Below are 22,288 nucleotides of genomic sequence, written 5' to 3'. Positions count from 1 at the left end.
GGGATTTCGTTTGGCAAATTCAGGTCAACTCGAAGAACGGATTGAACGTATATATGATGAGTATTATCGAGATGTTTATCATTTTTTAATATGTTTTACAGGAAATCGTAATGATGCTGAAGATTTGACCCAAGATGTATTTATTCAAGTGCTAAAGTCTCTTGCGAAGTACAATGACCAGTACCGGCTAAAAACATGGATTTTAACGATCGCTAGAAACGTTGCTGTAGATCATTTCCGTCGCCAAAAATTTTATTCGATTTTTAAGGATGGTTTTTTTACAGGTCTACTATCTAAGGGGAATTCTCCCGATGAAGCGCTCGAAACAAAGGAGCAAAAAGAAATCGTTCATGGAGCGATTTCAAAGTTAAAACCTAATTACCGATCAGTTCTAATCCTTAGAGGGATTAATGAGCTATCGATTCGCGAAACTGCTCAGATCTTAAATTGTTCTGAAGCAAAGGTGAAAGTTGACTACTTTCGAGCACTAAAAAAATTAAAAGAAACACTAAAAATTACTATGGAGGAGGGATTTGAAAATGCGAAATGAGGATGACATTTTTAAAGAAGTAAAAAACTCTCCAGACTTCGAGCCACGAATGGAATTCGTCCAAGAGACAAAAAAGAATTTAGTTCAAAAAGCACGGAAAATGAAATTTCAAAAAAATGTGAAGAAACTTTCCATCGTTTCGAGTAGTATAGCTGCAACTGCAATCTTTTCAGTCTGGTTATCGTTTCTAGGTGGGAAGCAAGTTATTTTTGATACGGTTGGTTCTTTATTAAATGAAAATGAAGAATTAGAAGTTGTTGACCACGAACTAGAGTTAAGCGCGAATGTGAAAAATGCGAAGAGCTTTTTAGAAAGAAGAGGATATGAAGTTATTTCATATGATGGTAGTAGTGAGTCATATCGTTTAACGAAAACAAATTACTAGAACTTCCCTATAAGCAAGATTGGTCGGTTCAACCTGGAGGACCTGATGAATATCTAGAAAAAAACGATTGATACCGAATTATTTATTGTTCAAGGGCATCGTTTAGATCAGCTGCAAGGTGTAAACACTTTGGGCAAAACGAGAATATCTGTACTACTTGTTGATGGTATTGTTATCGGTGGCACATCTTGGCCGGTGACTGAGGAACAACTGCGTGGTTGGGTCTATTCGTTAGATGGCCAAACACTAGAAGAACTTCATGGGATTGACTATCCTTCCTGGGAAAGGGCTTGGACAGAAAAATATAGTGATGATCGTACTGATGAACTTCCTTTTGATATTGAAACTGTATTACTAACAAAAACAGAAACGGTCTTTGCAAACTTAAACACAACTAATTGGTCGGCACTGGCAAATCAGGTGCACCCAGAAAAAGGACTATTCTTTTCGTTTTATGCTGCTGTCGGAAGTCCTAATTCCGATGAAGTCCATTTTACGAAAGAAAACCTTGGCCAACTCGAAGGAACAGAAACGTATATTTGGGGCTATGACATGGGTGATTACGCCTTCGAATTCAGTGTGAATGATTACACTTCTAAGTTTTTAGTAAACCATTCGATGCGTTGGGACGGAGAAAATAGTAAGGAGATTGACTATGATGTAATCACGTTTAATGACTCAGTTGTGCAAAGTGGGGGGATCATTAATACGATACCGGACTTCTTTCCAGACGCAAAGTACGTTGAATATTACTCAACACCGCCGTCAGAAGAATTATGGCATCAGTGGCAAGCACTCCGGTTTATCTATGAAGAGTTTGAAGATGAGTGGTACCTAATCGGAATTGTTCGAGATGTGCATAGTCCTTAATAGAAAACTCTTTATTGACAATTGCCCGTGACCTTGATAGATCATGTCGTTAATAGCTATTTTAAAAACACCATTCTTTGAGAAAGAGAAAAATCAGTTCGTTCTTCTGAGTAACCAGTTGCTTGAGAGGGAGGAAATACAAAATGCGCGCCTTTTAGAGATGGAATTAGCACGATAATTCGCATCTCTTTTTTATTGACATATCAAGATTTTATGGAATTTTTAGAGGTTTAACAGAGGAATAGCAACCCTTTTAGCAGATGTACAATAATTTTTGTACACCTGTTAAAAGGGTTGCTATTGGGTTTTTTTTAATTATTTATAAGAATATTCCGCAAATATGGTATTCTATGGATAGGCTTATTCAACTAACGAAGCAAAGAGTTGAATAAAATTTCTAAAATCGAATGCTTTAGGCAACTTTATTATTTGGAGGGATAAAGGTTGAATTATCTATTAAAGTGCATTATGTGGATTTTTTTCCTACTTAGTTCAGCGTGGCTTTTCGAAACATCCTGGGGATGGGAAAATACCGCATTTTGGCCTACAACACCATTTTTACATTTTTTATCAATTGTAACGCCAATATCGATACTAATTTTGTTTGGGGTTCTTCTTGGTGGAGGGCATTTGATTAAAGAGTTAAAAGCAGATGGAAGCTGGAAAATTAACTTTAAAATGATGATTACGCTTGGCATCTTACCACTTGGAATAGTTCTACTCCTATTAACTTTTTATTTAAAAGGTTTAGTGGATTTAGGTAGATTTAATCATATCTATTTACGGAACTTTGCTTTGATTTTATGTGGTTACTATATTTCCTATAGCATACATAAAGTAAAAAAATAATTATCGCTATTGAACTATCGAAAGCGTTTATTCAAGAAGGAATAAAGGTTTTTTCTATGGAATTTATTTACAAACGAGCAGGTTACTACAATAAGAGAAAGAGGTGATTAGGTGAAAAAACAACAATTTTGACTAGTATAATAGGAATTATTATTTTATTGTTAATAGCACAAATTCTCCCTATTTATCGAGAAATGTTGGACTTCTTCAATATTAAATGGATTTTAATTTATTCAATATTATTGAGTATTTTGTATTTGCTATTTGGTGTTTTAATTGAGACTAAAAGGTTAATTAAAATTTCTACTAAGAAATTAACAATTAATTGGATTTCTCTTGGTTTTGTAGTTGTGTTGATTCTATTAACTTTGTTACCTGCACCATATTTGTTACAGTATTTTGCACCAAATTTTCTTATAAGTTACGTCTTAGGTATTGAAATTAACGTTGTCTTAAACGTACTTGCAGGTATTTTATTAGTTCGCTCATTCGATAATTAAGTTTAGTGGGATAATTCACTAACGGGTGCGTTAGTTGTGCGAAATGTTTCTACCCCAAATTGAGAATGGTTACATTACTCAGGTAAAAGGTAGACAATTCCCTTCGAAGGGTTATATCGAAGAGCCAAATGATGGAGTAACGTCTTGAAGGGCTCTCTCTTAGTCGAATAGCACTAAAATTGGTAAGAATGATAGTGTTATAAGCTCGGCAAAAAGGCGTGAGAATTTACCGTAACAGTTCGGCTGGCGAAAGCCTACCCACGGGGGTGGTGTAAATCATGATGCTTGAGTTGAATGAATATGGTGAGAATGCTAAATTATCTACGAAGACGGATTAAGCTGACAAACTTCTGAATGTACGGGTCTAAACGCTTACTACATAGAAATGTGTATATCACCAAATTGTGAAGTTAGCAGTGGATGAGTAAGACTCGCTAATATGAAAGTCCATGATATGTTACAGGCATATAAACGGCTAACAGGCTTACAGGAAGCACCTAAGTTCATTCTATAATAGATATAATTCAACGTTGTAAGCTGATAACGTGGAGGGCTTACTCCCAAAGAAACGGTAATAAGGAAAGCAATAATGAGATTAGCTATTGTATAACTTATTTTTGTATCAGTGAAAGTGGTGGCACAGTACCAATGAAATGTCTAATCCGCACGGAGGGATAGCCACTAGACTAATGAAGATTTATTTAATCATGCAAGGCAAATCTTTATCGGTTAATAAGGTTCTTGTGAGACTAATAGAGGTTTACCTCCCACGGGAGGCACCGACTTATTAAAACGGAAGAATTGAGACACAAAAGGTACTAAAATATCAAAAGTGTTGATGGTTAAATAGAGTTGGAATAGTTGGAACGCCGTATGAGGTGAAAGTCTCATGTACGGTGTGAACGAGGGGAAAAGGGAGCGATAACTTCAAACCCTTACCTATTCGTATATATAACCTTAAATTTCAAAGGAGCCCAAATATGCGGTAAAATCCTTGTCATTCGGTGGTAAAAGACATGGTGTAGGTGGTAAATTGGAGTGGCGGTAATCAAAAGTAATTATTTTGGTTATTTGAGTAGGTATAGGTAAGGAATTAAGGTTCTATATACTAGACAGAACACTATATAATGAATAATCTAAAAAAATAGTATATTGACTTTATTGTGAACTTTTTTTTATAATTTAGTAGAATTACCAAATATTTCAAAAAAAGGGGGGATGTTTCAATGAAAAAAATATCTGCAATAATTGTTGGTTTTGTATTACTTTTTTCTTTATCACTAGTTGCTTCAGCTGAAGAAAATACCTCAAAAGAAGAGATCACTCTAATGTCTATTGGTGCAAGGATGTCATACCCTTCAAGTGTAGACGATGGACAATCGACCTACAATATCGTATCTAGTATTGATGCGGATCGAGGCTCTAAATTCTATCAGCTGGAACCAGGAACAGGAATGGGAACTTTATCTAGGACTACAACTGATTATAGTTATAATTTTAGGCCAATCGTTTATAAAGTTACAAATGGACAAGATGCGCAATTTTACTATCCTCGTGCTAGAGTAGCTGATAATACAAATGGTGCTTCACCTTGGACAACTGGATCTATAATAGTCTGGAAAAGATAATAAAAAAAGGGAACAGAGGGGGTTTCCCCTCTGTTATTAAATAAATGGAGGCCTTATTTATGCGAAGTTTATTATTCAAGCAGATAAAACATCACAAAAGAGCCTTTCTATTTACAGTAGCCATACTCATATTACTGATAACTTTTCTTCCCATTGCTTTATCAACCCTCCGTTCAGCTGATGCGACTGTTCAAATGGAGATTACAGATTTTGCCCGTGGAAGCTATGATTTACTTGTTCGACCAGTTGATGCCCATTCAGAGCTAGAAAAAAAGATAGGAATAGTAGAAGAAAACTATCTTGGAGTAGGTAAAGGTGGAATAACATTGTCAGAATGGCGGGAGATTCAGCAAATTGAAGAAGTTGAAATTGCTGCTCCAATTGCCGCTTTAGGGTATTATACAATGACACAAAGATCATTTGACCTCCCTATTTTGGATGAACCTATCCGCTATACTGTATCATTCTACACGGATGATGGTATGAATACATATCTAGTTAATGAACATGTTGCTTATTCCCTTCCAAACAGTGAAGCTTTTTTTGATGGTAAAGACACAATAACGAAAAGTGAATTGATTAACCTTTTTCACTCGGGGCATCATGTGATACCCATACCTACGACATTTCACCCCATTGTTGCTGTTGATCCATTTGAAGAAGAAGCATTAACAACGATTTCATTAGGCTCATTACTAAGAGAACCTAAAGCAAGTAGTTTAATGGAAGAAAACTCAAAAGTATTTCCAATTGTTAATGTAAGTGAAAGCGCTGTTCCACTCTTTGTAGATTTGAAAATTGAACGACTTAACATATCGAATGAAGAAACGATTCGGCTAATTCGTAAAGGAAAGGAACAGCTTGGCATTAATCCTAGTCCAGAATGGCCGTTGTTATCATTTGATGATGAGCCAATATTTTTAGAATTTTTTGATTCATTAAGCGATATAGAAACCCTTTCAAAAGAAAACTATTCAATTGATTTTTCTAAGCAATTATCAGCACTAAATGAATACAATTTCTTTCTTGATCGTGCTTATCAATTAAAGAGAGCGGAAGAATGGGATTCAGAAATTCACGACGATTTTACCTTTGTAGAGGATCTTAAGTCACAGGATGTCTACTATCTATTATCTCAGGTTGACTACTCTTTTACACCAGACCAAATTATAGTAGAAAAGCTGAACCAACATGATAACGGGATTCCAATTTATCGCGAAATATCAGCTATTCAACGTCAGAATACGTTTGATTATTTAATCAATCGCTCTTTTGCTGCACCAGTTGTGGAGGAGGAAACGTTGACATATTTTGAAACCGTCGACACAATTTCGGTCAATGAGAATTCAAACATTCTTGCTGCTAGTCCTCTAGGGATTTACAATTTTGAAGAAACAACTTTAAATGGGAATCCGATCCAACCGACTGCGTTACCCGGAAGTTTTCTACCACTTCCCGCACATGGAATTACGTCAATTGAATGGGCAGAGCACTTCAAAGGAGAAGCGCCAATTGATGCAATCCGGGTTGTTGTTACTGGAATTGATGGCTATACAGTAGAAGCAGCAGGGGTGATTCAACAGGTGGCAGATAAGATTGCTGCTAAAGGCTTTCAAGTTGATATTGTTGCAGGAGCTTCTCATCAGCAATTGGTAATTGATGTTGAAGGTTTTGGAACCGTCATTCAACCAACAACGACTTTGGGAGCAGCGGATACGATTTTAACAAGCTGGAACGTGCTTACGGTAATGATTACCGGGCTATTTGTTTTCATAGGTGGTTCGACATTTTGGAATAGGCTTCGACTCTGGAGTGAACGTCAACGACGAGACGAAGAGCTTCTACAATTACTTGGTTGGGAGCGAAAGCATACATCAAGATTCTTTGCCAAAGAATTTGCTTATTTAATAGTGATCTCGATTGTAGGTAGTGGACTGTTACTTAATAGTTTAATCGTCAGTGGAGTCGTTGAGATAAATGTCTTATTCCTCTATGCCGTCATTTCCATGTTTGCTACTATAATAGCACTGATTGCTTTCCTACTAAGGGGGCGGCAATTGAGAGGTAAAGTGGGCCGACCGAAGGCTTCTCTTACGAAGAAAAATCTAATATACTACCAAAAGCAATTACTTAATGTGTTTATACAAATTATTATGTCCAGCGTGTTGTCCATCTATGTATTTTCATCGTTATTACGAACTGAGGAGAAGACAACATTGACGAGACTTGGTGAATATGTCCATGTTCAAACAGAAATCATACAGTATATAATTTTGGGTCTTGCTTACGTTCTCACTGCGCTGACATTAATAGAGGCGCTTCGTCATTTATGGAGACATCGCTTGGAAGAAATTCATCTATTGGCTCTAATAGGTTGGACACGGAATAAGGTAACACTATTTTTACTAGCTGAGGTTGTGCTATGGTCATCGGTCGCAGTTTTGATCGGTTTATTCATAAGTATCCTCATATTTTATGTAACCATTGGACTAGAGGGGTTATTCGTCTGGATTTTCTTATTTACCGCTTTCTGGTTCACACTAGTTGTGCTGCTCAGCTGGTGGAATGTGACTGCATTTACTAGAAAATATGTATATATGTAATAAAGGGGGTAACAGAATGGCTATTGTCATCAACCATTTATCGAAAGAGTATAAAACCTCGACAGAAAAAATACTAGTATTAAATGGAATCACGCTTACCATTAAAAACGGAACATGGATCACAATTGTTGGACCTTCTGGCTCGGGGAAATCTACATTATTAAAATGTATCGGAGGAATTGAAAAGCTGGACGAAGGTTCAGAAATCATTTTTGATGACTGGCATTTAGAAAAGGCTAAAGGAGATGATATTCCCGAGTTTCGAAGAAATAAGATTGGGTTTGTCTTTCAAGACTATCGTCTCTTTGATCAATTTACTGTACTAGATAATGTCATGATGCCAATGGTTCCTTATGAAAATAAGCTAGTGCTACAAAAAAAAGCTGAAGAGTTGTTAACTCAGTTTGGACTCCATCATCGTAGACACTATTTCCCCACACAGTTGTCTGGTGGGGAGAAACAGAGGACAGCGATTGCTCGAGCCCTTATAAATTCCCCTAAATTATTGATATGTGATGAACCAACGGGGAACCTCGACCAAAAAAATCGTGATGCTGTGTTAAACACGCTCAAGGAACTACATCAAAAAGGACACAGTATTCTGTTAGTTACTCATGACCAAGAAATCACTTTTTTAGGAGATGAAACTTATCGCTTGACAGAAGGTCAATTAGAACGAGTTAAAAGAGAGGATATGGGAATTAAAATGTAATTTCACATAAGGCAGGTTGACTTATTAATTTAACTTTCCAGGTTATATAATTTGCCATACAACAGACAGTAAGAGAGCTTACTCAAATATTAATACCTATTTAACTATCGGAGTGGTCCGCAAGTATTGATATTAGGGTTATTTATGGTGAAATATAACGGATCTAAAGAACCCTACCTTCATACCAGAAGGTAGGAAAAATGTAACCATGTTTCTGAAGGTGTGATCTAAATATGCAATCTCTATCCTTGTGTCACTAACGGGTTGCAATAACTTTATAAAGGTTATCGCCTTTTCTTATCGAAGTAATTAGTAATTAGAAATCTAACAATATACAAGGGGGGATATTGATGTGGGAAATTCCAATTTACTTAATCTTTGCACCTATTTTAACAATCATCATTTCTTTACTCTGCATAATTAGGTTTAAAAAGTATTTTATGGCACCTTTAATCATATTTTTTATTCTCAGCATCCCAACAGTAGTAGTTCCAATATTTTACAACGTGAGTTGGGAAGGTATTTTTGGGTGGGCAATTTTTTATACTGTTATATCGCTAATTATTTCATTAATTCTGTGGAGTTTTAGGAAAAAATACTCTTTTCCAAAGTCTGCATAATACATCAGATATAGTGACTTTATACTTTGGAAAAGTTGTAACAAAATTTCACTAACGGAGGCTTATCTTGAATAAAAAAATTTGAGGTGTATTAAAGAAATTTGATAAAATAGAAATAGAAATCACTACTTCACAAAGGGGGAGTATAAATGTTATGGGAGGATGTTCGAAAAGCATATCCAGATAAATGAGTTGTATTTGAAGCAATTGAAGCTCATTCAGATAATAATTATCGTATAGTAGATGAGATTGCGATAATAGATTGCTTTGACGACTCAATGGACGCATTCCGTCGTCATAATGAATTACACAAGCAAAAGTCTAACCGTGAACTTTACTTCTTTCATACATCTAGGGAAGATCTTGAAATACGTGAGAAGAAATTGACTGGACTTAGAAAAATATGATTAAGTTAAGGGTATTGTCAGAATTACCATTTATAGAAGCTACAGTTACTTTTCGAGGGCAAAGCTTAAAATTAGAAAATGTTTTAATTGATACTGGATCTGCTGGAACAATTTTTAATGTTAACAAACTCGAAGAAATAGGGATAAAACCAGAAGCAAATGATGTAACTCAAACGATTCAAGGAGTCGGTGGCCTTGAGTTTGTTTATACTAAAAACATAGATGAAATCTCTATTAACGATGAAATATTAATTCAAAACTTCCATGTTGAATTAGGGTCAATGGATTATGGTCTTGAGATTGATGGTATTATCGGCTTTGACTTCATGAAAGAAGTAGGTCTTATTATTGATTTGAAACAGTTTAACATATCCATAAAGTAGTCCTCTTTTAAAGGGGGCATTTTTATTTTAGCATTATTAAACATAAGAGTTAAAATAGAAAATTGTGGCTATGTGAAATGGTACACTTAAAGTAACGAGTGCGAATTAATAAAGGGAGTTCTTTCTTGTGGAAGTAAAGAACATGGAGAGTTTAATAAGCGAAAAAAATGTTATAAAAAGTGTCGCGGACACCAGTTCCGTTAACTTCAAAAATAGACATGAATTTTAGCTTTGGCGGACAGAGTTGTAAAAAAGCAAATGTAAGGAGTAAAAAGTTTATAATTTGTTGATGGAGAGAGGATAATTATGTTTCAAAAAAAATTCTTACTTCTATTATCTTTATCTATAATTTTTATTTTAGTAGGGTGTAATCTAATTGACTCTTCCTTTGCTACTGAAGAAATTAATTCTCCTTTGTTATTTGTAGGCGAATCTGAAAATTGGAGTGCGTTATTGTATGTTAGTCAAAGGAAAAATAGTAAGAATGACTATACTATAAATCAAGTGTTCAATATTACTTATACTGGTGATTACGAAGAATATACAAATAGAGAACTTAAAGGTGAACAAATTTCTATTGAGCATTTTATTGAAACAGCTAACAGTAATAATGACGAAGCAAAAAGGTTGTTTGGCTCTAGCAGTCACTTCCAAGAATGGATTGCTGGTACTATCGGTCACTCTAATTTTAAACAGTATGTAAAAAAAGATGATGAGTTTGACGTAATAATAAAATGGGATGGACGAGAAACATCCTTTACCTTACGATATAGCGATGATAAGTCTGTAAATCTAAGGAATTTAGATGAGAATGAAATTATTAAATCTCTTTATAAAGCCCAACTGGAAGAATAATTTTACTTCTTGGCTATTCCACTAACGAGCTGCTTTAGTTTAAGAAGACTGGGATTTCAGAGCAAAAGAGGCTGGGACATAACAAAGTGTCAGACACCGCTAGGCACCGAATGTAGACATATTATTAATCTGATTGTCTATACTTAGTAGGATCCGCGTGGTGTCAGACACTTTTGTCCCAGCCTCTTTTTTTGTATTGTTATTTGTATTGGTAATCACTTGCTAAAACCAGTGTTAATCAATCTGCAAATTAACTTTTTCCCCCTCTCAAACGAAAGGGTTATTCTTCTGAGCGAGCTGCTTTTTTTCAGCAAAAAGTCCAACTACAGACGGAGTTAAATTCAACCTTCAGCAAGTGTAATTAAAAAATAATTCAAATTATAATACATATAGACGATCAGTTGAAGAGAGGATGAGTGTTTGTTGGAAAAGATTATTGAGGTTAAAGGGATAAAAAAGGAATATGTCAAAAGAAAGACAAAAGAGACGATTACCGCAGTTAACGATGTTTCGTTCCACGTCCATCGAGGTGAGGTTCTCGGCTTATTAGGTCCAAATGGGGCAGGGAAAACCTCGACAATAAAAATGATTTGTGGCTTGTTACAACCTGATGCCGGATCAATCACCATAAATGGTTTAGACATACAGAAGAAAAGACTAAAAGCGTTGCGCCATATTAGTGCGGTTTTAGAAGGAAATCGAAATTTGTATTGGCGCTTAACAGTTCGTGAAAATCTCGAATATTTTGCTGGAAACCGCGGTTGCTCTCGAAAAGAAATTTCCTTTCAAGTAGAGAAGCTTTTAGAACAATTTCACCTAAAAGAAAAAGAGCATGAACTCGTCAATGGATTGTCACGTGGAATGCAGCAAAAGCTGGCGATTGCTGTCTCCTTGTTAGCCAATACAGAAGTAATCCTATTAGATGAACCAACTCTTGGCTTAGATGTTGAAATTAGCTATGAACTACGAGAAATCTTAAAGATGATCGTAAAGGAAGAACAGCGAACAATTATCATTAGTTCGCACGATATGCCAGTCGTCCAAGAGTTATGTGATCGGACTGTAATCATTAATAAAGGCGCAGTCGTAATCGACGAAAAAGTCGATAATCTACTAAAACTATTTGAGACACGGGCTTATTCAATAAAGCTAGGTCAAAACTTAAGTATCTCACAAGAACAACTGCTTTTCGCTAAGTTTCCCTTATGTACGTATGAAGGGAATTCGCTTCAACCGACCGTCGAGGTGAATTTAGAGCGCAGTGAAGACATATATGAGCTTTTTGATATCTTTAAAGCTGAGGGAACGATCGTTGAAAGTATCGACAGAACAACGATTGACTTTGAACAGGTGTTTATGCAAATTGTGAAGGGAGAGAAGCAATATGCGATGGCTTAATCTCTTAAAAGCGAACTTTCGTAAGGAATATATTGAACTGAAACGTTACTTACCGAATACGCTAGCCTTACTGCTAACATTCTATATTATTTTTCTTGCAGCCTTCTTTGGGATCATGTTTGTTGGTGATCCAGCTAGCTTTGAAGCTAACGTTCAATATTCGATTATTAGTGTTGTGTTTTGGAGTTTAACCATGTTAACAATGAACTTTATTGGTTTTGCCGTCATCCAAGAAGCAATGCGCGGAACACTTGAGCAATTGTATATGTCACCCATGGGTGTCTGGAAAATCATGCTAACTAGAATCCTTGGGCAATTTGCTCTGCAATCAATCATTATGATTATTTTACTATTTGCAGCAATGCTGACATCAGGACAATGGCTTAACCTTAACCCAATGACGACAATCCCAATTATCTTATTAACCATGTTTAGTATGGTAGGTGTCTCCTTTATGATCGCGGGCCTTGCGATTATCGTCAAACAAATTCAGGCATTTTTGCAGATCTTCCAATTTGTCTTAATGGGACTTGTCTTTGTCCCACTATCTGTTGCGCCGTTTTTAGAATTAGCGCCATTTGTCAAAGGAGTCAATATGGTAAGAATGGTGATGATGGAAAATCTAACTTTAACACAATTGCCGTGGACAGATTATCTTAGTTTACTAGCCAACTCGGCGATTTATATGGCATTGGGACTCATCGTCTTTCATCAATGCGAAAAAATTGCTATGAAAAAAGGATTACTAGGACAATACTAGGTTTTTATATAGATATTTCCCCCTTTAAAAAACTGGAAGATATTCTTTCAGTTTTTTTATTTGGCTGTTTCGTAAACTTTGTGATTTTTAGGTAATTATGGAGAGACTCATTAATTTATAAATCTATTATGACTTTTTTACTATGTTATCACCAAAAAAATCTAGTAATTGATAATAGCTAACATCTAAAAATGAATTACCTAATCATATAGAACTATCAATTGACTATTTTTGCTGAAAAACGAGGAGAGATACTACAAGTCTATGAAAGGGTTTTCATTAACGGTGTTTGAACTATTATTATAGTGTTTTCCAAAAAAAGAGAGAGGAGGCTTTGTATTTTTTATTATTAAAATATGTCTAGGGAGAGATGAAGTTGAAAAAAAGAAGCTTAGGTTTTACATTTGCCATTGTGTTAGTATTTGCACTAATCTTTCAGTCAGTAGGGCTAGCAAATAGTCTATTCCATAAAACGGAAGGTGAACCATTTGAACCAGGGACATTCCATATTGGAACATTACCTGCGGAACCAGATCCAAATAAGCCAGTACTAGTCTTTGTCCAAGGATTAACAAACAATTCAACTACATGGTATCAAGGGAATAACATGTACGATCTAGCTCGTCAGGAAGGCTTTGAAACTGCATTTGTTGAGTTACACGATTCGGGTGGAACTCCTAAAAGCTATTGGGATAACGGTGCGATCTTAGCTGATCAGTTAGAGCAAATCTCCGACTATTTTAACGGGAAAAAGCTCGTCGTTGTTGGTTATAGCAAAGGTGGCGTTGATGCGCAGGTCGCTTTAATACATGAAGGCAAACACCATTTAGTATCAGATGTTGTTACAATCGGTTCTCCACACTGGGGAAGTGAATTGGCAGATTTAGCAAATAGTTCATCACTTGGTTGGTTAGCAGCATTAATTGGTCAAAATAGTGAAGGCACACAAAGTTTACAAACTGGGGTCATGAATTATTTCCGTTCTATTACCGATAGTCGCTGGGAAGTACAGCAAAATCGATATTATACGATTGCTGGAAATCGTGCGGGCCCACTTTTTAGTAACTATTGGTTTGGTGGAGGCTTTATACCTGGAGCAAGTGACGGCGTAGTTTCAGTCGCAAGTGCACACCTTCCATATGGAGAGATGCTTAGAATTGGTAACTGGAATCACGGCGAAGTTCATCGCGGCTCTAACGCCCTCCCGCTTTTTAAAGATCGAATTTCGACAACTAAACCAATGGAAATGGCAGCTTTTGATAATTTCTATAATAAAACAGGTGCTAGCGCCCTTGATATTTTAGTTCGTGGCGGTTCACAGAATGGCCTTGCCGAAGAAACGTTTTACGTTGAAAGTGACGTGAAGAAACTGTCTATTAACTGGATGAGCGCTACCGAACTTACTTCAGTGGAAGTAGTTAGACCAGGAAATAATGAAAAGAAGGTCTATGATGTTGTTGGTATCCAGGATACAGAATACTTTAATGGCGCCTGGCACCATTATATCGAAATTGAACATCCAAAGAAGGGTGAATGGACAATTCGTACACATACAGATGAAAAGTCTGCGTATGCAATGCTAGTCAAATTCGATTCTGAACTAAACAAGCGGTTATCATTTGTTGAAGATGGCAACAAAAATAATTGGAGATTTAATACAGATTTTGAAGCTGGAAACAGTAAAGGCAACACTCCATTTAAACTGTTCTACGACATTGATTTTGTCCCAGGTAAAGGGAACGCGAATAAACAAATCGGCCACAAAATGCGTAATTTCAGACAAAACCAAAATCATGAAAATAATCTTGTAACAATTCCAAATCGCGGCGAAGGTGCTTACAATATAACTGTCAATATTGAAGGGGTGACCCCTACCGGAGATAAGTTCCAACGAACAGTTATTAAATCTGTATATATTGATGACCAAGGGAATGCATATTAATATAACTTAAGTAGGGGAGGACAGTACATACGTACTGTCCTACTTTTGGTTATCAATCATAATTCATGTTAAAATTTAGTATAGCTAGCTTATCTTTTTTGAACGAAGGTGATAATAACATGGAAGAAAAAGTATTAATCGTTGAAGGGACAAGTGATCGAAAAAGAGTGAAGCAAGTGTTGGCAGAGCCTGTAGATATTATTTGTACCTATGGGACCTTAAGCCAAGAAAAGCTTGAGGAGTTGATTTATCCAATTGAAGATATGGATGTTTATATCCTAGTAGATGCCGATGAATCTGGTGATAAATTGCGTAAACAGTTAAAAAGAGAACTGCCAAATGCTATTCATTTGTACACCGATAAAGTCTATGGCCAAGTAGAAACAACCCCCTATGAGTATCTTACCAAGGTGTTAAAAGACTACTTTCTCGTAAAAGATATCATGTAACTGGGGAGCACCTAAAAATTAATTCACTAATTGTTTCAAAGCGTAACCCTTGGGTAAATACATAAGGGTTAGCAAATACTTATTAAAGAGCTTTGTGTAGAAAAAGGGGAGATACATATGGAAAACAAAGACGCCATAAAAGAACAGATTTTAGCAGCATTTCAGTTTAGGCACGCAACGAAGAAATTTGATCCGGACAAAATCATTCCAGAGGATGATTTTAACTTTATTTTAGAAACAGCAAGGTTATCACCTAGTTCAATCGGAATCGAACCTTGGAAGTTTGTCGTAATCCAAAACCAACAATTGAGAGAGAAGTTAAAAGAAGTCACCTGGGGAGCACAAGGCCAACTACCTACTGCCAGTCACTTTGTTGCTCTACTTGCTCGAACTAAAGTGGATACGAAATATGATTCAGATTATATAACGAATCATCTCTTAACAGTTAAAGGACTTCCAGAAGAGTTAATTCCAAAAGTCCATGAGCGCTATAAAGTGTTTCAAGAGAATGATCTCCATCTTTTAGACAGTGAAAGGTCAATGTTTGATTGGGCAAGTAAACAAACCTACATTGCATTAGGTAATATGATGACAGCAGCCGCACAAATCGGCATCGATTCTTGTCCAGTGGAAGGCTTTCATTATGACTCGGTTCACCAAATCTTTGAAGAAGAGGGTCTTTTGGAGAACGGCCATCTCGATATTTCTGTGATGGTTGCCTTTGGCTATCGTGCAGAGGAACCACGTCCTAAAACACGTAAAAAGAAAGAGGACGTCATTAAGTGGATCTATTGAGTGAGATATTGCCTTAGGGAACCTCAAATTGGGGTTCCCTTAATTATTTAAACTAATATGGCTCGTTAAAGATAATTAAGAGGGTTGATGAAATTGAGTGAATTTCATTCATCCCTCTTAATTATCTTTTGGCTTTTCCTTTAGAGGTGGTAGATGATTTTCACGACGATACCTTTCACAAGCCAGCTTTAGACAACTTCCTGTCACGTGGGACCCGTATTTTTTTCTGAAAATCTCTAAACAATAGCATTTATCACTGTTGCTCATCTTCAAGCTCCTGTCGAAATAGTTTTGCAAATGCTCTAATTAAAAAGTACCACAATATCTCATAAAGGGCATCAAAAAACTCTAGAACTCGACTGAAAATATATTCACTTCGAAAGTTCACTTTCTCTTATCAACTTCATATAGCGCAAATAGAGTTACATTCTTAATGGTGAAAGTGAACTTTCTTAGGAGTCTAATCCTAGCCTATTTCTGCAGAATTTTGTATACTAGAAATTCTTAGCATTGGAATACTAAAAAAAGTGACCAAGTAAGACATCAATGTACATAAGAAAAGCGCAAGCGCCCATTTTAGCCCCGACAAGCAAATGTTCTTCGAGAAAAAAGTGTGCTCTTTCACTTTTATTCTCGAAGGTTATTTGACCTCGAGGGGCTGGGCGGTGGAGCTAGACAGTTATTACGTTGAATTTTTATAAATTCTTATTTTTTTAAAAAAGTGAGGTTATTTTTTTGAATAAAACAGAACAACTCGAAACCGTTGTCGTTATTTTTGGTGCAACAGGTGATTTAGCGAAACGAAAACTGTTTCCATCCATCTATAACTTGTATAAGAAAGGGCACCTGTCAAGTAATTTTGCAGTGGTTGGAATAGGAAGACGTGAATTATCTCAAGAAGAATTTCAAGCAAATGTTCAAAAATCAGTTTCAAAGTTAGAAGTGGATGAACATTTATCGGAATTTGCCAATCACTTTTATTATCATCCGTTCGATGTTACAAATCGAACATCTTATTTAAACCTAAAAGATTTGTTGGGTGAATTGGATCAGAAGTACCAAACAAAAGGAAATCGCATTTTTTATTTGGCAATGGCTCCAGAATTTTTCGGGGAAATTGCTGGGCATCTAAAACAAGAAGGGTTAACTTCTACAGAAGGCTTTAGCCGTTTAATTATTGAAAAACCGTTCGGACATGACTATCCTTCTGCCGAGCAGTTAAATGAGCAGATCCGTCATGCCTTTTCTGAAGATCAAATTTATCGTATTGACCATTACTTAGGGAAAGAAATGGTTCAGAACATTGAAGTTATCAGATTTGCGAACGCAATTTTTGAACCGTTATGGAATAACCGCTATATTGCCAATATCCAAGTTACTTCGAGTGAAGTTTTAGGGGTAGAGGATCGTGGTGGCTATTATGAAAATTCAGGTACCTTGCGAGACATGGTTCAAAATCATATGATGCAAATGGTCTCGTTACTTGCAATGGAACCACCAATTAAATTAACAACAGATGAAATACGTAGTGAAAAAATTAAAGTATTACGTGCGATGCGTCCTATTCAAGAAACTGAGGTAGATGACTTTTTTGTAAGAGGACAATATACAAGCGGAACAATCAACGGTGAAGAAGTAATTGGGTACCGTGAGGAGAACAATGTTAGGGAAACATCTACGACGGAAACATATGTAGCTGGGAAAATACTTATTGATAATTTCAGATGGGCGGGTGTGCCTTTTTACATCCGCACTGGAAAGCGGATGACAGAAAAGTCAACGATTATCATTGTTCAATTTAAAGATATTCCGATGAATTTATATTTCAATCAAAACGATCAAAATATCACACCAAATCTGTTAGTGATCCATATTCAACCAAACGAGGGGATTACGCTTTCTTTAAACGCAAGAAAGTCAGATCAAAATTTTAAGACGATTCCGATAAACTTAAGTTACTGCAATAATTGTGATGATGTTGTAAATACTCCGGAAGCGTATGAAAAACTGTTATATGATTGCATGCGCGGGGATGCTACTAATTTTACACATTGGGATGAAGTTGCACTTTCGTGGAAATTCGTTGATCCAATTTCGCATGTATGGGAAAATAAAACCGATACAATTCCAAATTATAAAGCCGGATCTATGGGACCAGATGAAGCGAACCTCTTGTTAGCGAAAGATGGCTTTTATTGGTGGGCGTTACCAGAAGCACCATAATAGAAAGGATGATTTGATGAAAGTATATGATATTTCTTCTCCCATCTATGAAGGAATGCCAGTTTACAAAAACAAACCAGAAAAACAACCAAAACTATCAACAGTCACAAATGGTTATGTAACTGAAACTCGCATAGAACTAGATGCTCATACAGGCACTCATGTAGACGCGCCATTACATATGGTTGTGGAAGGTGAGACTATAGAAACGATCTCTATTGAAAAGTTAGTCGGGCAATGTAAGGTGTTTGATTTAACAGCGGTGAATGATAAAATTTCAAAGACTGATTTAGAGCAATTTGACATTGCAACTGATGATTTCATTATTTTAAAAACAAAAATTCTTTTGATGAAGAATTTAATTTTGATTTTATTTATTTAGACGAATCAGGTGCAAAGTATCTTTCTGAACTCGGTGTACGTGGAGTAGGAATAGATACTCTTGGAATTGAACGAAGTCAAGATGGGCACCCAACCCATAAAACATTTTTTGAAAATCGCGTAATCATCCTCGAAGGTTTACGTTTGAAGGATATTAACGAAGGAAGTTATTTTATGGTAGCTGCACCATTAAAGCTGTCAGGCATTGATGGGGCACCAGCAAGGGTTGTTTTAATTGAAGGAATAACAATTGGTTAACTAATAAGCGGGATACTCTATGGTAAAAGAGTATCCCGCTTTTTTAAAAGATTAAAAAATATGCGTTTTAGTATTTGATGTCTAGCTCCAGCGCCCAGCCCCTCGAGGTCAAATAACCTTCCAGTTAAAAAGTGAAAAAGCCACTTTTTACTGGAAGAACATTTGCTTGTCGGGGCTAAATTGGCGCTTGCGCTTTTTCTTATTATTTTTCCATCCACTCGGTATGAAAAATCCCTTCTTTATCGATTCGTTCATAGGTGTGAGCACCAAAATAGTCGCGTTGTGCTTGGAGGAGATTGGCAGGCAACGTAGCGGTGCGATAGCTATCATAATAGGCTAAGGCGCTTGAAAAACAAGGAACAGGTATCCCGCGAGTTATTGCTTGACCAATCACTTCTCGTAACGCTCCTTGGTAGCTCTCCACAATCTCTTTAAAATATTGATCTAATAATAAATTAGGTAAATGAGGATCACGATCATAAGCATCTTTAATCTTCTGCAGAAACGCCGCTCGAATAATACACCCACCCCTGAAGATCATCGCAATGTCTCCATATCGTAAATCCCAACCATATTCATCGGAAGCCGCACGCATTTGCGCAAATCCTTGGGCGTACGAACAAATTTTGCTCATATACAAAGCTTTACGTACAGATTCAATAAACTCCTGTTTATCACCTGTAAAAGTAGTTGCTTCAGGGCCTGATAACATTCCACTAGCTTTTACACGTTCAGCTTTCATCGCAGAAATAAATCTGGCAAAAACAGACTCTGTAATAATTGGAAGCGGTACACCAAGGTCTAAGGCACTTTGACTCGTCCATTTCCCAGTTCCTTTTTGTCCAGCAGTATCAAGAATCACATCCACTAATGGTTTACCAGTTTCGTCGTCCATCTTTGTGAAGATATCTGCCGTAATTTCGATTAAATAACTATCTAATTCACCTTTGTTCCAGTCAGCAAAGATTTCATGAAATTCATCGGCATTTAGCCCTAGTGCATGCTTCATTAAAAAGTAAGCTTCAGAAATCAACTGCATATCCCCATATTCAATTCCGTTGTGGACCATTTTTACATAATGACCAGCACCATCTGGACCAATATATGTACAACAAGGGTCCCCGTCAACTTTTGCAGATATATCCTTTAAGATATTTTCAACTAAATCGTAGGCTTCCTTTTGTCCTCCAGGCATAATTGAAGGTCCTTTTAACGCACCTTCTTCACCACCTGAAACGCCAGTACCGATAAAGTTGATACCCGCTTCACTTAGTTCTTTATTTCTTCTTTGGGTATCAACAAAGAAGGTATTTCCACCATCAATGATAATATCCCCTTTATCTAACAGAGGCTTAAGTTGATCAATTGTTGCATCTGTTGGCGTACCGGCCTTAACCATAAGTAAAATTTTCCTTGGGACTTCCAGTGATTGAACAAACTCCTCAAGACTGTAAGCTGCAACAACATTTTTCCCTTGTGACTCAGTAACAAACTCCTTAGTTTTGTCTGAAGAACGATTGTAAACCGAGATAGAGTAGCCGCGGCTTTCAATATTTAATGCTAAATTTTTCCCCATTACCGCTAATCCAATAACACCTATTTGTTGTTTTGGCATGTATATAAACTTCCTTTCTAATCCAGTGTTCGGCATCTATTAATGACCAAGCTTATTATTCCCAAAACAAAATGATATCTACAATTAGATTGAGAAATAGTGAGGCATAATAAGACCAAGTTGCACGAAATCTTTTTTATTGAAATTTAAAAGACATTGTTGTAAACTTTATATATACCCATATAGGTATATTAGTTTTAGTTATGGAGGGGAAATTTATGAAGATTACGGAGACAGCAACAGAACAATTAAAGACCATTATCGCTGAAAATAATGCAGCCGGACTACGTGTTTATATTGCCGGCATGGGCTGAGGCGGTCCACAATTAGGAATGGTTCTGGATGAACCAAAAGCTGACGATGTTATAAAAAAAATTAATGATATTCAAGTTTCATTTCAAAAAGATGCACTGTATTTTGCAGAGCTTCTTACATTAGATAGTAATAATGGTCAGTTTATTATGCACAATCCAAATAGTAGCTGTTAATTTATTACGAAAAACAGAGAACCCTTTAGGCGATTCTCTGTTTTTTTCTTTTTGTTAATGAATTTTATAATTTCCTAATAGTTTTTATAAACCATTCGTAACTACACTTAGATGGATATAGCTTGATTAAGGAAATTATGAAATTCACTCAGGAATAAAACGATAATTTTCTAAATAAACTTCCCTGAGTACTATTTTACTAGGGAGGTTTTCCTATGAAGTTTCATCAAAAATTGTTACTAGTTCTAGCACTTTTTTTGGTATTTACTACTAATCCTATTTTAGCTCATGAATTAGTTTACGAAGAGACTGAAGGTCTAACATCATCCTCTGAAAGGAAAACAGCCCTTACGAATATAAATCATACAACGATCATGTTCAAAGCACTATTTAAGCAAAATACACAAGAGAAAACTGTGACACTGTTAAGTTCACTTCGATACATAGATAGGTTTCTTGGTGATGTAAGAGAGAGATTAATCGAAAGTAGTAGAGTAGAACCAGAAGAGGTAGTTATCACAATTAGCGCTGCAGGCGATGTTACTTTAGGTGGGGACGATTCCTATGGATATCAAGGTAGCTTTAATCAAGTAGCAAAAAATAATGATCCTGCCTACTTCGTCCAAAACATTAAGGATATATTCAGTAATGACGATTTAACCATTGTCAATTTAGAAGGTGCATTAACAAATGCTACAGCAAAAGCCACCAAACAATTTACGTTTAAGGGAGATCCTTCATACACTGAAATTCTTACGCTAGGAAGCATAGAAGCTGTCAATCTCGCCAATAATCACACGTTTGATTACTTGCAAAAAGGCTTTGATGATACAATTTACCATTTAACCAATGCAGGGATTGGCTATTTTGGTTACGAACAGCATTACCTTACCGAAATAAAAGGTGTCAAAGTTGGGCTCCTTGGGTTCACCGGGTGGTATGATACGATCACTTTACGTAATCAAATCCGAGAGGGGATCCAGGGATTAAAGGAAAACGGAGCAACCATCATTATTGTAAATTTCCATTGGGGTGTTGAAAGAAGCTATGTTCCAAACCAAACACAACAATCGATAGGAAGATACACGATTGATGCAGGGGCTGATTTAGTTCTAGGGCATCATCCACATGTTGTTCAAGGAATTGAGGAGTACAAGGATAAGTTTATTGTTTATAGCCTTGGCAATTTTATGTTTGGTGGAAACAGAAATCCCTCAGATAAAGATACATTCGTCTTTCAGCAATCATTTTATATAAAGGGGGAAGAACTAACAGACAAAAAGGAGATCCGAGTTCTTCCTTTTAGTATCTCATCAGAAAGTAACCGAAATAATTTTCAACCAACACCAATGACAGGTGCTGCGGCTGATAACTTAAAACAAAAACTCGTTCAGTTATCATTACAAATTACCGAAACCGATTGGCAGCAGTATGAAGTAGAAAATTAAGATGGTGGTGTTTCCCTTAATTAAGTTTAGAGACGTATAGACAAATGGATTTGTTGTCTATACGCTCTTTTTTTTAAAACTTACGACAATATAGCAACAAAGTTTACGAAACAGCCTTTAATAAAGAACGATTATAAAAAATATGTTTATTTTATACCTCCCACGTATT

General features: G+C 36.2%; 18 protein-coding genes and 1 pseudogene. 18 read left to right on the top strand and 1 reads right to left on the bottom strand.

The genetic code is table 11. The annotated features are described in order from the left end of the window. Positions 1-10: 10 nt before the first annotated feature. The 16 genes and pseudogenes from H1D32_RS12955 (at position 11) to H1D32_RS12880 (ending at position 18,568) form a co-directional block, all read left to right on the top strand. Positions 11-550 carry an RNA polymerase sigma factor gene (locus H1D32_RS12955; RefSeq protein WP_261178718.1) on the top strand — a complete coding sequence of 180 codons (540 nt, stop codon included), beginning with the start codon at positions 11-13 and terminating at the stop codon, positions 548-550. Next, positions 540-935 carry a hypothetical protein gene (locus tag H1D32_RS12950; RefSeq protein ID WP_261178717.1) on the top strand — a complete coding sequence of 132 codons (396 nt, stop codon included), beginning with the start codon at positions 540-542 and terminating at the stop codon, positions 933-935. The genes H1D32_RS12955 and H1D32_RS12950 overlap by 11 nt, the downstream gene beginning before the upstream one ends. A gap of 129 nt (positions 936-1,064) precedes the next feature. After that, positions 1,065-1,805, top strand: a complete 741-nt coding sequence (locus tag H1D32_RS12945; RefSeq protein WP_261178716.1) for a hypothetical protein — start codon at positions 1,065-1,067, stop codon at positions 1,803-1,805. Between the two features lie 444 nt (positions 1,806-2,249). After that, positions 2,250-2,654, top strand: coding sequence for a hypothetical protein (locus tag H1D32_RS12940; RefSeq protein WP_261178715.1), 405 nt, complete (start codon positions 2,250-2,252; stop codon positions 2,652-2,654). Positions 2,655-4,380: 1,726 nt separating this feature from the next. Beyond that, complete coding sequence (locus H1D32_RS12935; RefSeq protein ID WP_261178714.1) at positions 4,381-4,782, top strand: hypothetical protein; 402 nt, start codon at positions 4,381-4,383, stop codon at positions 4,780-4,782. A 59-nt stretch (positions 4,783-4,841) separates the two neighbouring features. Beyond that, positions 4,842-7,385: an ABC transporter permease gene (locus H1D32_RS12930; RefSeq protein WP_261178713.1), complete on the top strand. Its 2,544-nt coding sequence runs from the start codon at positions 4,842-4,844 to the stop codon at positions 7,383-7,385. Positions 7,386-7,401: 16 nt separating this feature from the next. Beyond that, entirely contained in the window at positions 7,402-8,097 is a 696-nt protein-coding gene (locus H1D32_RS12925; RefSeq protein WP_261178712.1) for an ABC transporter ATP-binding protein, read from the top strand. A gap of 1,023 nt (positions 8,098-9,120) precedes the next feature. Then, positions 9,121-9,507, top strand: a complete 387-nt coding sequence (locus H1D32_RS12920) for a retropepsin-like aspartic protease (RefSeq protein ID WP_261178711.1) — start codon at positions 9,121-9,123, stop codon at positions 9,505-9,507. Between the two features lie 306 nt (positions 9,508-9,813). Then, positions 9,814-10,362: a hypothetical protein gene (locus H1D32_RS12915; RefSeq protein ID WP_261178710.1), complete on the top strand. Its 549-nt coding sequence runs from the start codon at positions 9,814-9,816 to the stop codon at positions 10,360-10,362. Between the two features lie 423 nt (positions 10,363-10,785). Continuing rightward, positions 10,786-11,760 (top strand): ABC transporter ATP-binding protein, encoded by a 975-nt coding sequence (locus H1D32_RS12910; RefSeq protein ID WP_261178709.1) that lies wholly within the window; start codon positions 10,786-10,788, stop codon positions 11,758-11,760. Beyond that, a complete protein-coding gene (locus H1D32_RS12905; protein WP_261178708.1) occupies positions 11,747-12,520 on the top strand; it encodes an ABC transporter permease in 774 nt (257 codons plus the stop codon). Before H1D32_RS12910 ends, H1D32_RS12905 begins: the two co-directional genes overlap by 14 nt. Before the next feature lie 376 nt (positions 12,521-12,896). Then, positions 12,897-14,462, top strand: coding sequence for an esterase/lipase family protein (locus H1D32_RS12900; RefSeq protein WP_261178707.1), 1,566 nt, complete (start codon positions 12,897-12,899; stop codon positions 14,460-14,462). Between the two features lie 119 nt (positions 14,463-14,581). Beyond that, complete coding sequence (locus H1D32_RS12895) at positions 14,582-14,911, top strand: toprim domain-containing protein (RefSeq protein WP_261178706.1); 330 nt, start codon at positions 14,582-14,584, stop codon at positions 14,909-14,911. Positions 14,912-15,028: 117 nt separating this feature from the next. Beyond that, positions 15,029-15,706 (top strand): NAD(P)H-dependent oxidoreductase, encoded by a 678-nt coding sequence (locus H1D32_RS12890; RefSeq protein ID WP_261178705.1) that lies wholly within the window; start codon positions 15,029-15,031, stop codon positions 15,704-15,706. A 735-nt stretch (positions 15,707-16,441) separates the two neighbouring features. Then, on the top strand, positions 16,442-17,929 hold the full coding sequence (gene zwf / locus H1D32_RS12885) for a glucose-6-phosphate dehydrogenase (RefSeq protein ID WP_261178704.1): 1,488 nt from the start codon (positions 16,442-16,444) through the stop codon (positions 17,927-17,929). A 16-nt stretch (positions 17,930-17,945) separates the two neighbouring features. Further along, a pseudogene (locus H1D32_RS12880) lies at positions 17,946-18,568 on the top strand (cyclase family protein). A gap of 202 nt (positions 18,569-18,770) precedes the next feature. On the opposite strand, the gene gndA reads toward H1D32_RS12880, so the two are convergent. Further along, a complete protein-coding gene (gene gndA / locus H1D32_RS12875; RefSeq protein ID WP_261178703.1) occupies positions 18,771-20,183 on the bottom strand; it encodes an NADP-dependent phosphogluconate dehydrogenase in 1,413 nt (470 codons plus the stop codon). 332 nt (positions 20,184-20,515) lie between these two features. Here gndA and H1D32_RS12870 point away from each other — a divergent pair, with 332 nt between their 5' ends. Together H1D32_RS12870 and H1D32_RS12865 are read left to right on the top strand one after the other, a co-directional pair. Then, on the top strand, positions 20,516-20,671 hold the full coding sequence (locus H1D32_RS12870) for a hypothetical protein (protein ID WP_261178701.1): 156 nt from the start codon (positions 20,516-20,518) through the stop codon (positions 20,669-20,671). Between the two features lie 215 nt (positions 20,672-20,886). Then, complete coding sequence (locus H1D32_RS12865; RefSeq protein WP_261178700.1) at positions 20,887-22,119, top strand: CapA family protein; 1,233 nt, start codon at positions 20,887-20,889, stop codon at positions 22,117-22,119. The last annotated feature ends 169 nt before the right edge of the window (positions 22,120-22,288 follow it).

Source organism: Anaerobacillus sp. CMMVII (assembly GCF_025377685.1).
Taxonomy (GTDB): domain Bacteria; phylum Bacillota; class Bacilli; order Bacillales; family Anaerobacillaceae; genus Anaerobacillus.
This window is presented reverse-complemented; position numbering and strand designations above follow the sequence as displayed.

Coding starts and splice junctions, on each gene's coding strand:
- H1D32_RS12950 (WP_261178717.1), top strand. CDS start 540: ATGCGAAATGAGGATGACATTTTTAAAGAAGTAAAAAACTCTCCAGAC.
- H1D32_RS12935 (WP_261178714.1), top strand. CDS start 4,381: ATGAAAAAAATATCTGCAATAATTGTTGGTTTTGTATTACTTTTTTCT.
- H1D32_RS12930 (WP_261178713.1), top strand. CDS start 4,842: ATGCGAAGTTTATTATTCAAGCAGATAAAACATCACAAAAGAGCCTTT.
- H1D32_RS12925 (WP_261178712.1), top strand. CDS start 7,402: ATGGCTATTGTCATCAACCATTTATCGAAAGAGTATAAAACCTCGACA.
- H1D32_RS12920 (WP_261178711.1), top strand. CDS start 9,121: ATGATTAAGTTAAGGGTATTGTCAGAATTACCATTTATAGAAGCTACA.
- H1D32_RS12915 (WP_261178710.1), top strand. CDS start 9,814: ATGTTTCAAAAAAAATTCTTACTTCTATTATCTTTATCTATAATTTTT.
- H1D32_RS12905 (WP_261178708.1), top strand. CDS start 11,747: ATGCGATGGCTTAATCTCTTAAAAGCGAACTTTCGTAAGGAATATATT.
- H1D32_RS12895 (WP_261178706.1), top strand. CDS start 14,582: ATGGAAGAAAAAGTATTAATCGTTGAAGGGACAAGTGATCGAAAAAGA.
- H1D32_RS12890 (WP_261178705.1), top strand. CDS start 15,029: ATGGAAAACAAAGACGCCATAAAAGAACAGATTTTAGCAGCATTTCAG.
- gndA (WP_261178703.1), bottom strand. CDS start 20,183: ATGCCAAAACAACAAATAGGTGTTATTGGATTAGCGGTAATGGGGAAA.
- H1D32_RS12870 (WP_261178701.1), top strand. CDS start 20,516: ATGGTTCTGGATGAACCAAAAGCTGACGATGTTATAAAAAAAATTAAT.
- H1D32_RS12865 (WP_261178700.1), top strand. CDS start 20,887: ATGAAGTTTCATCAAAAATTGTTACTAGTTCTAGCACTTTTTTTGGTA.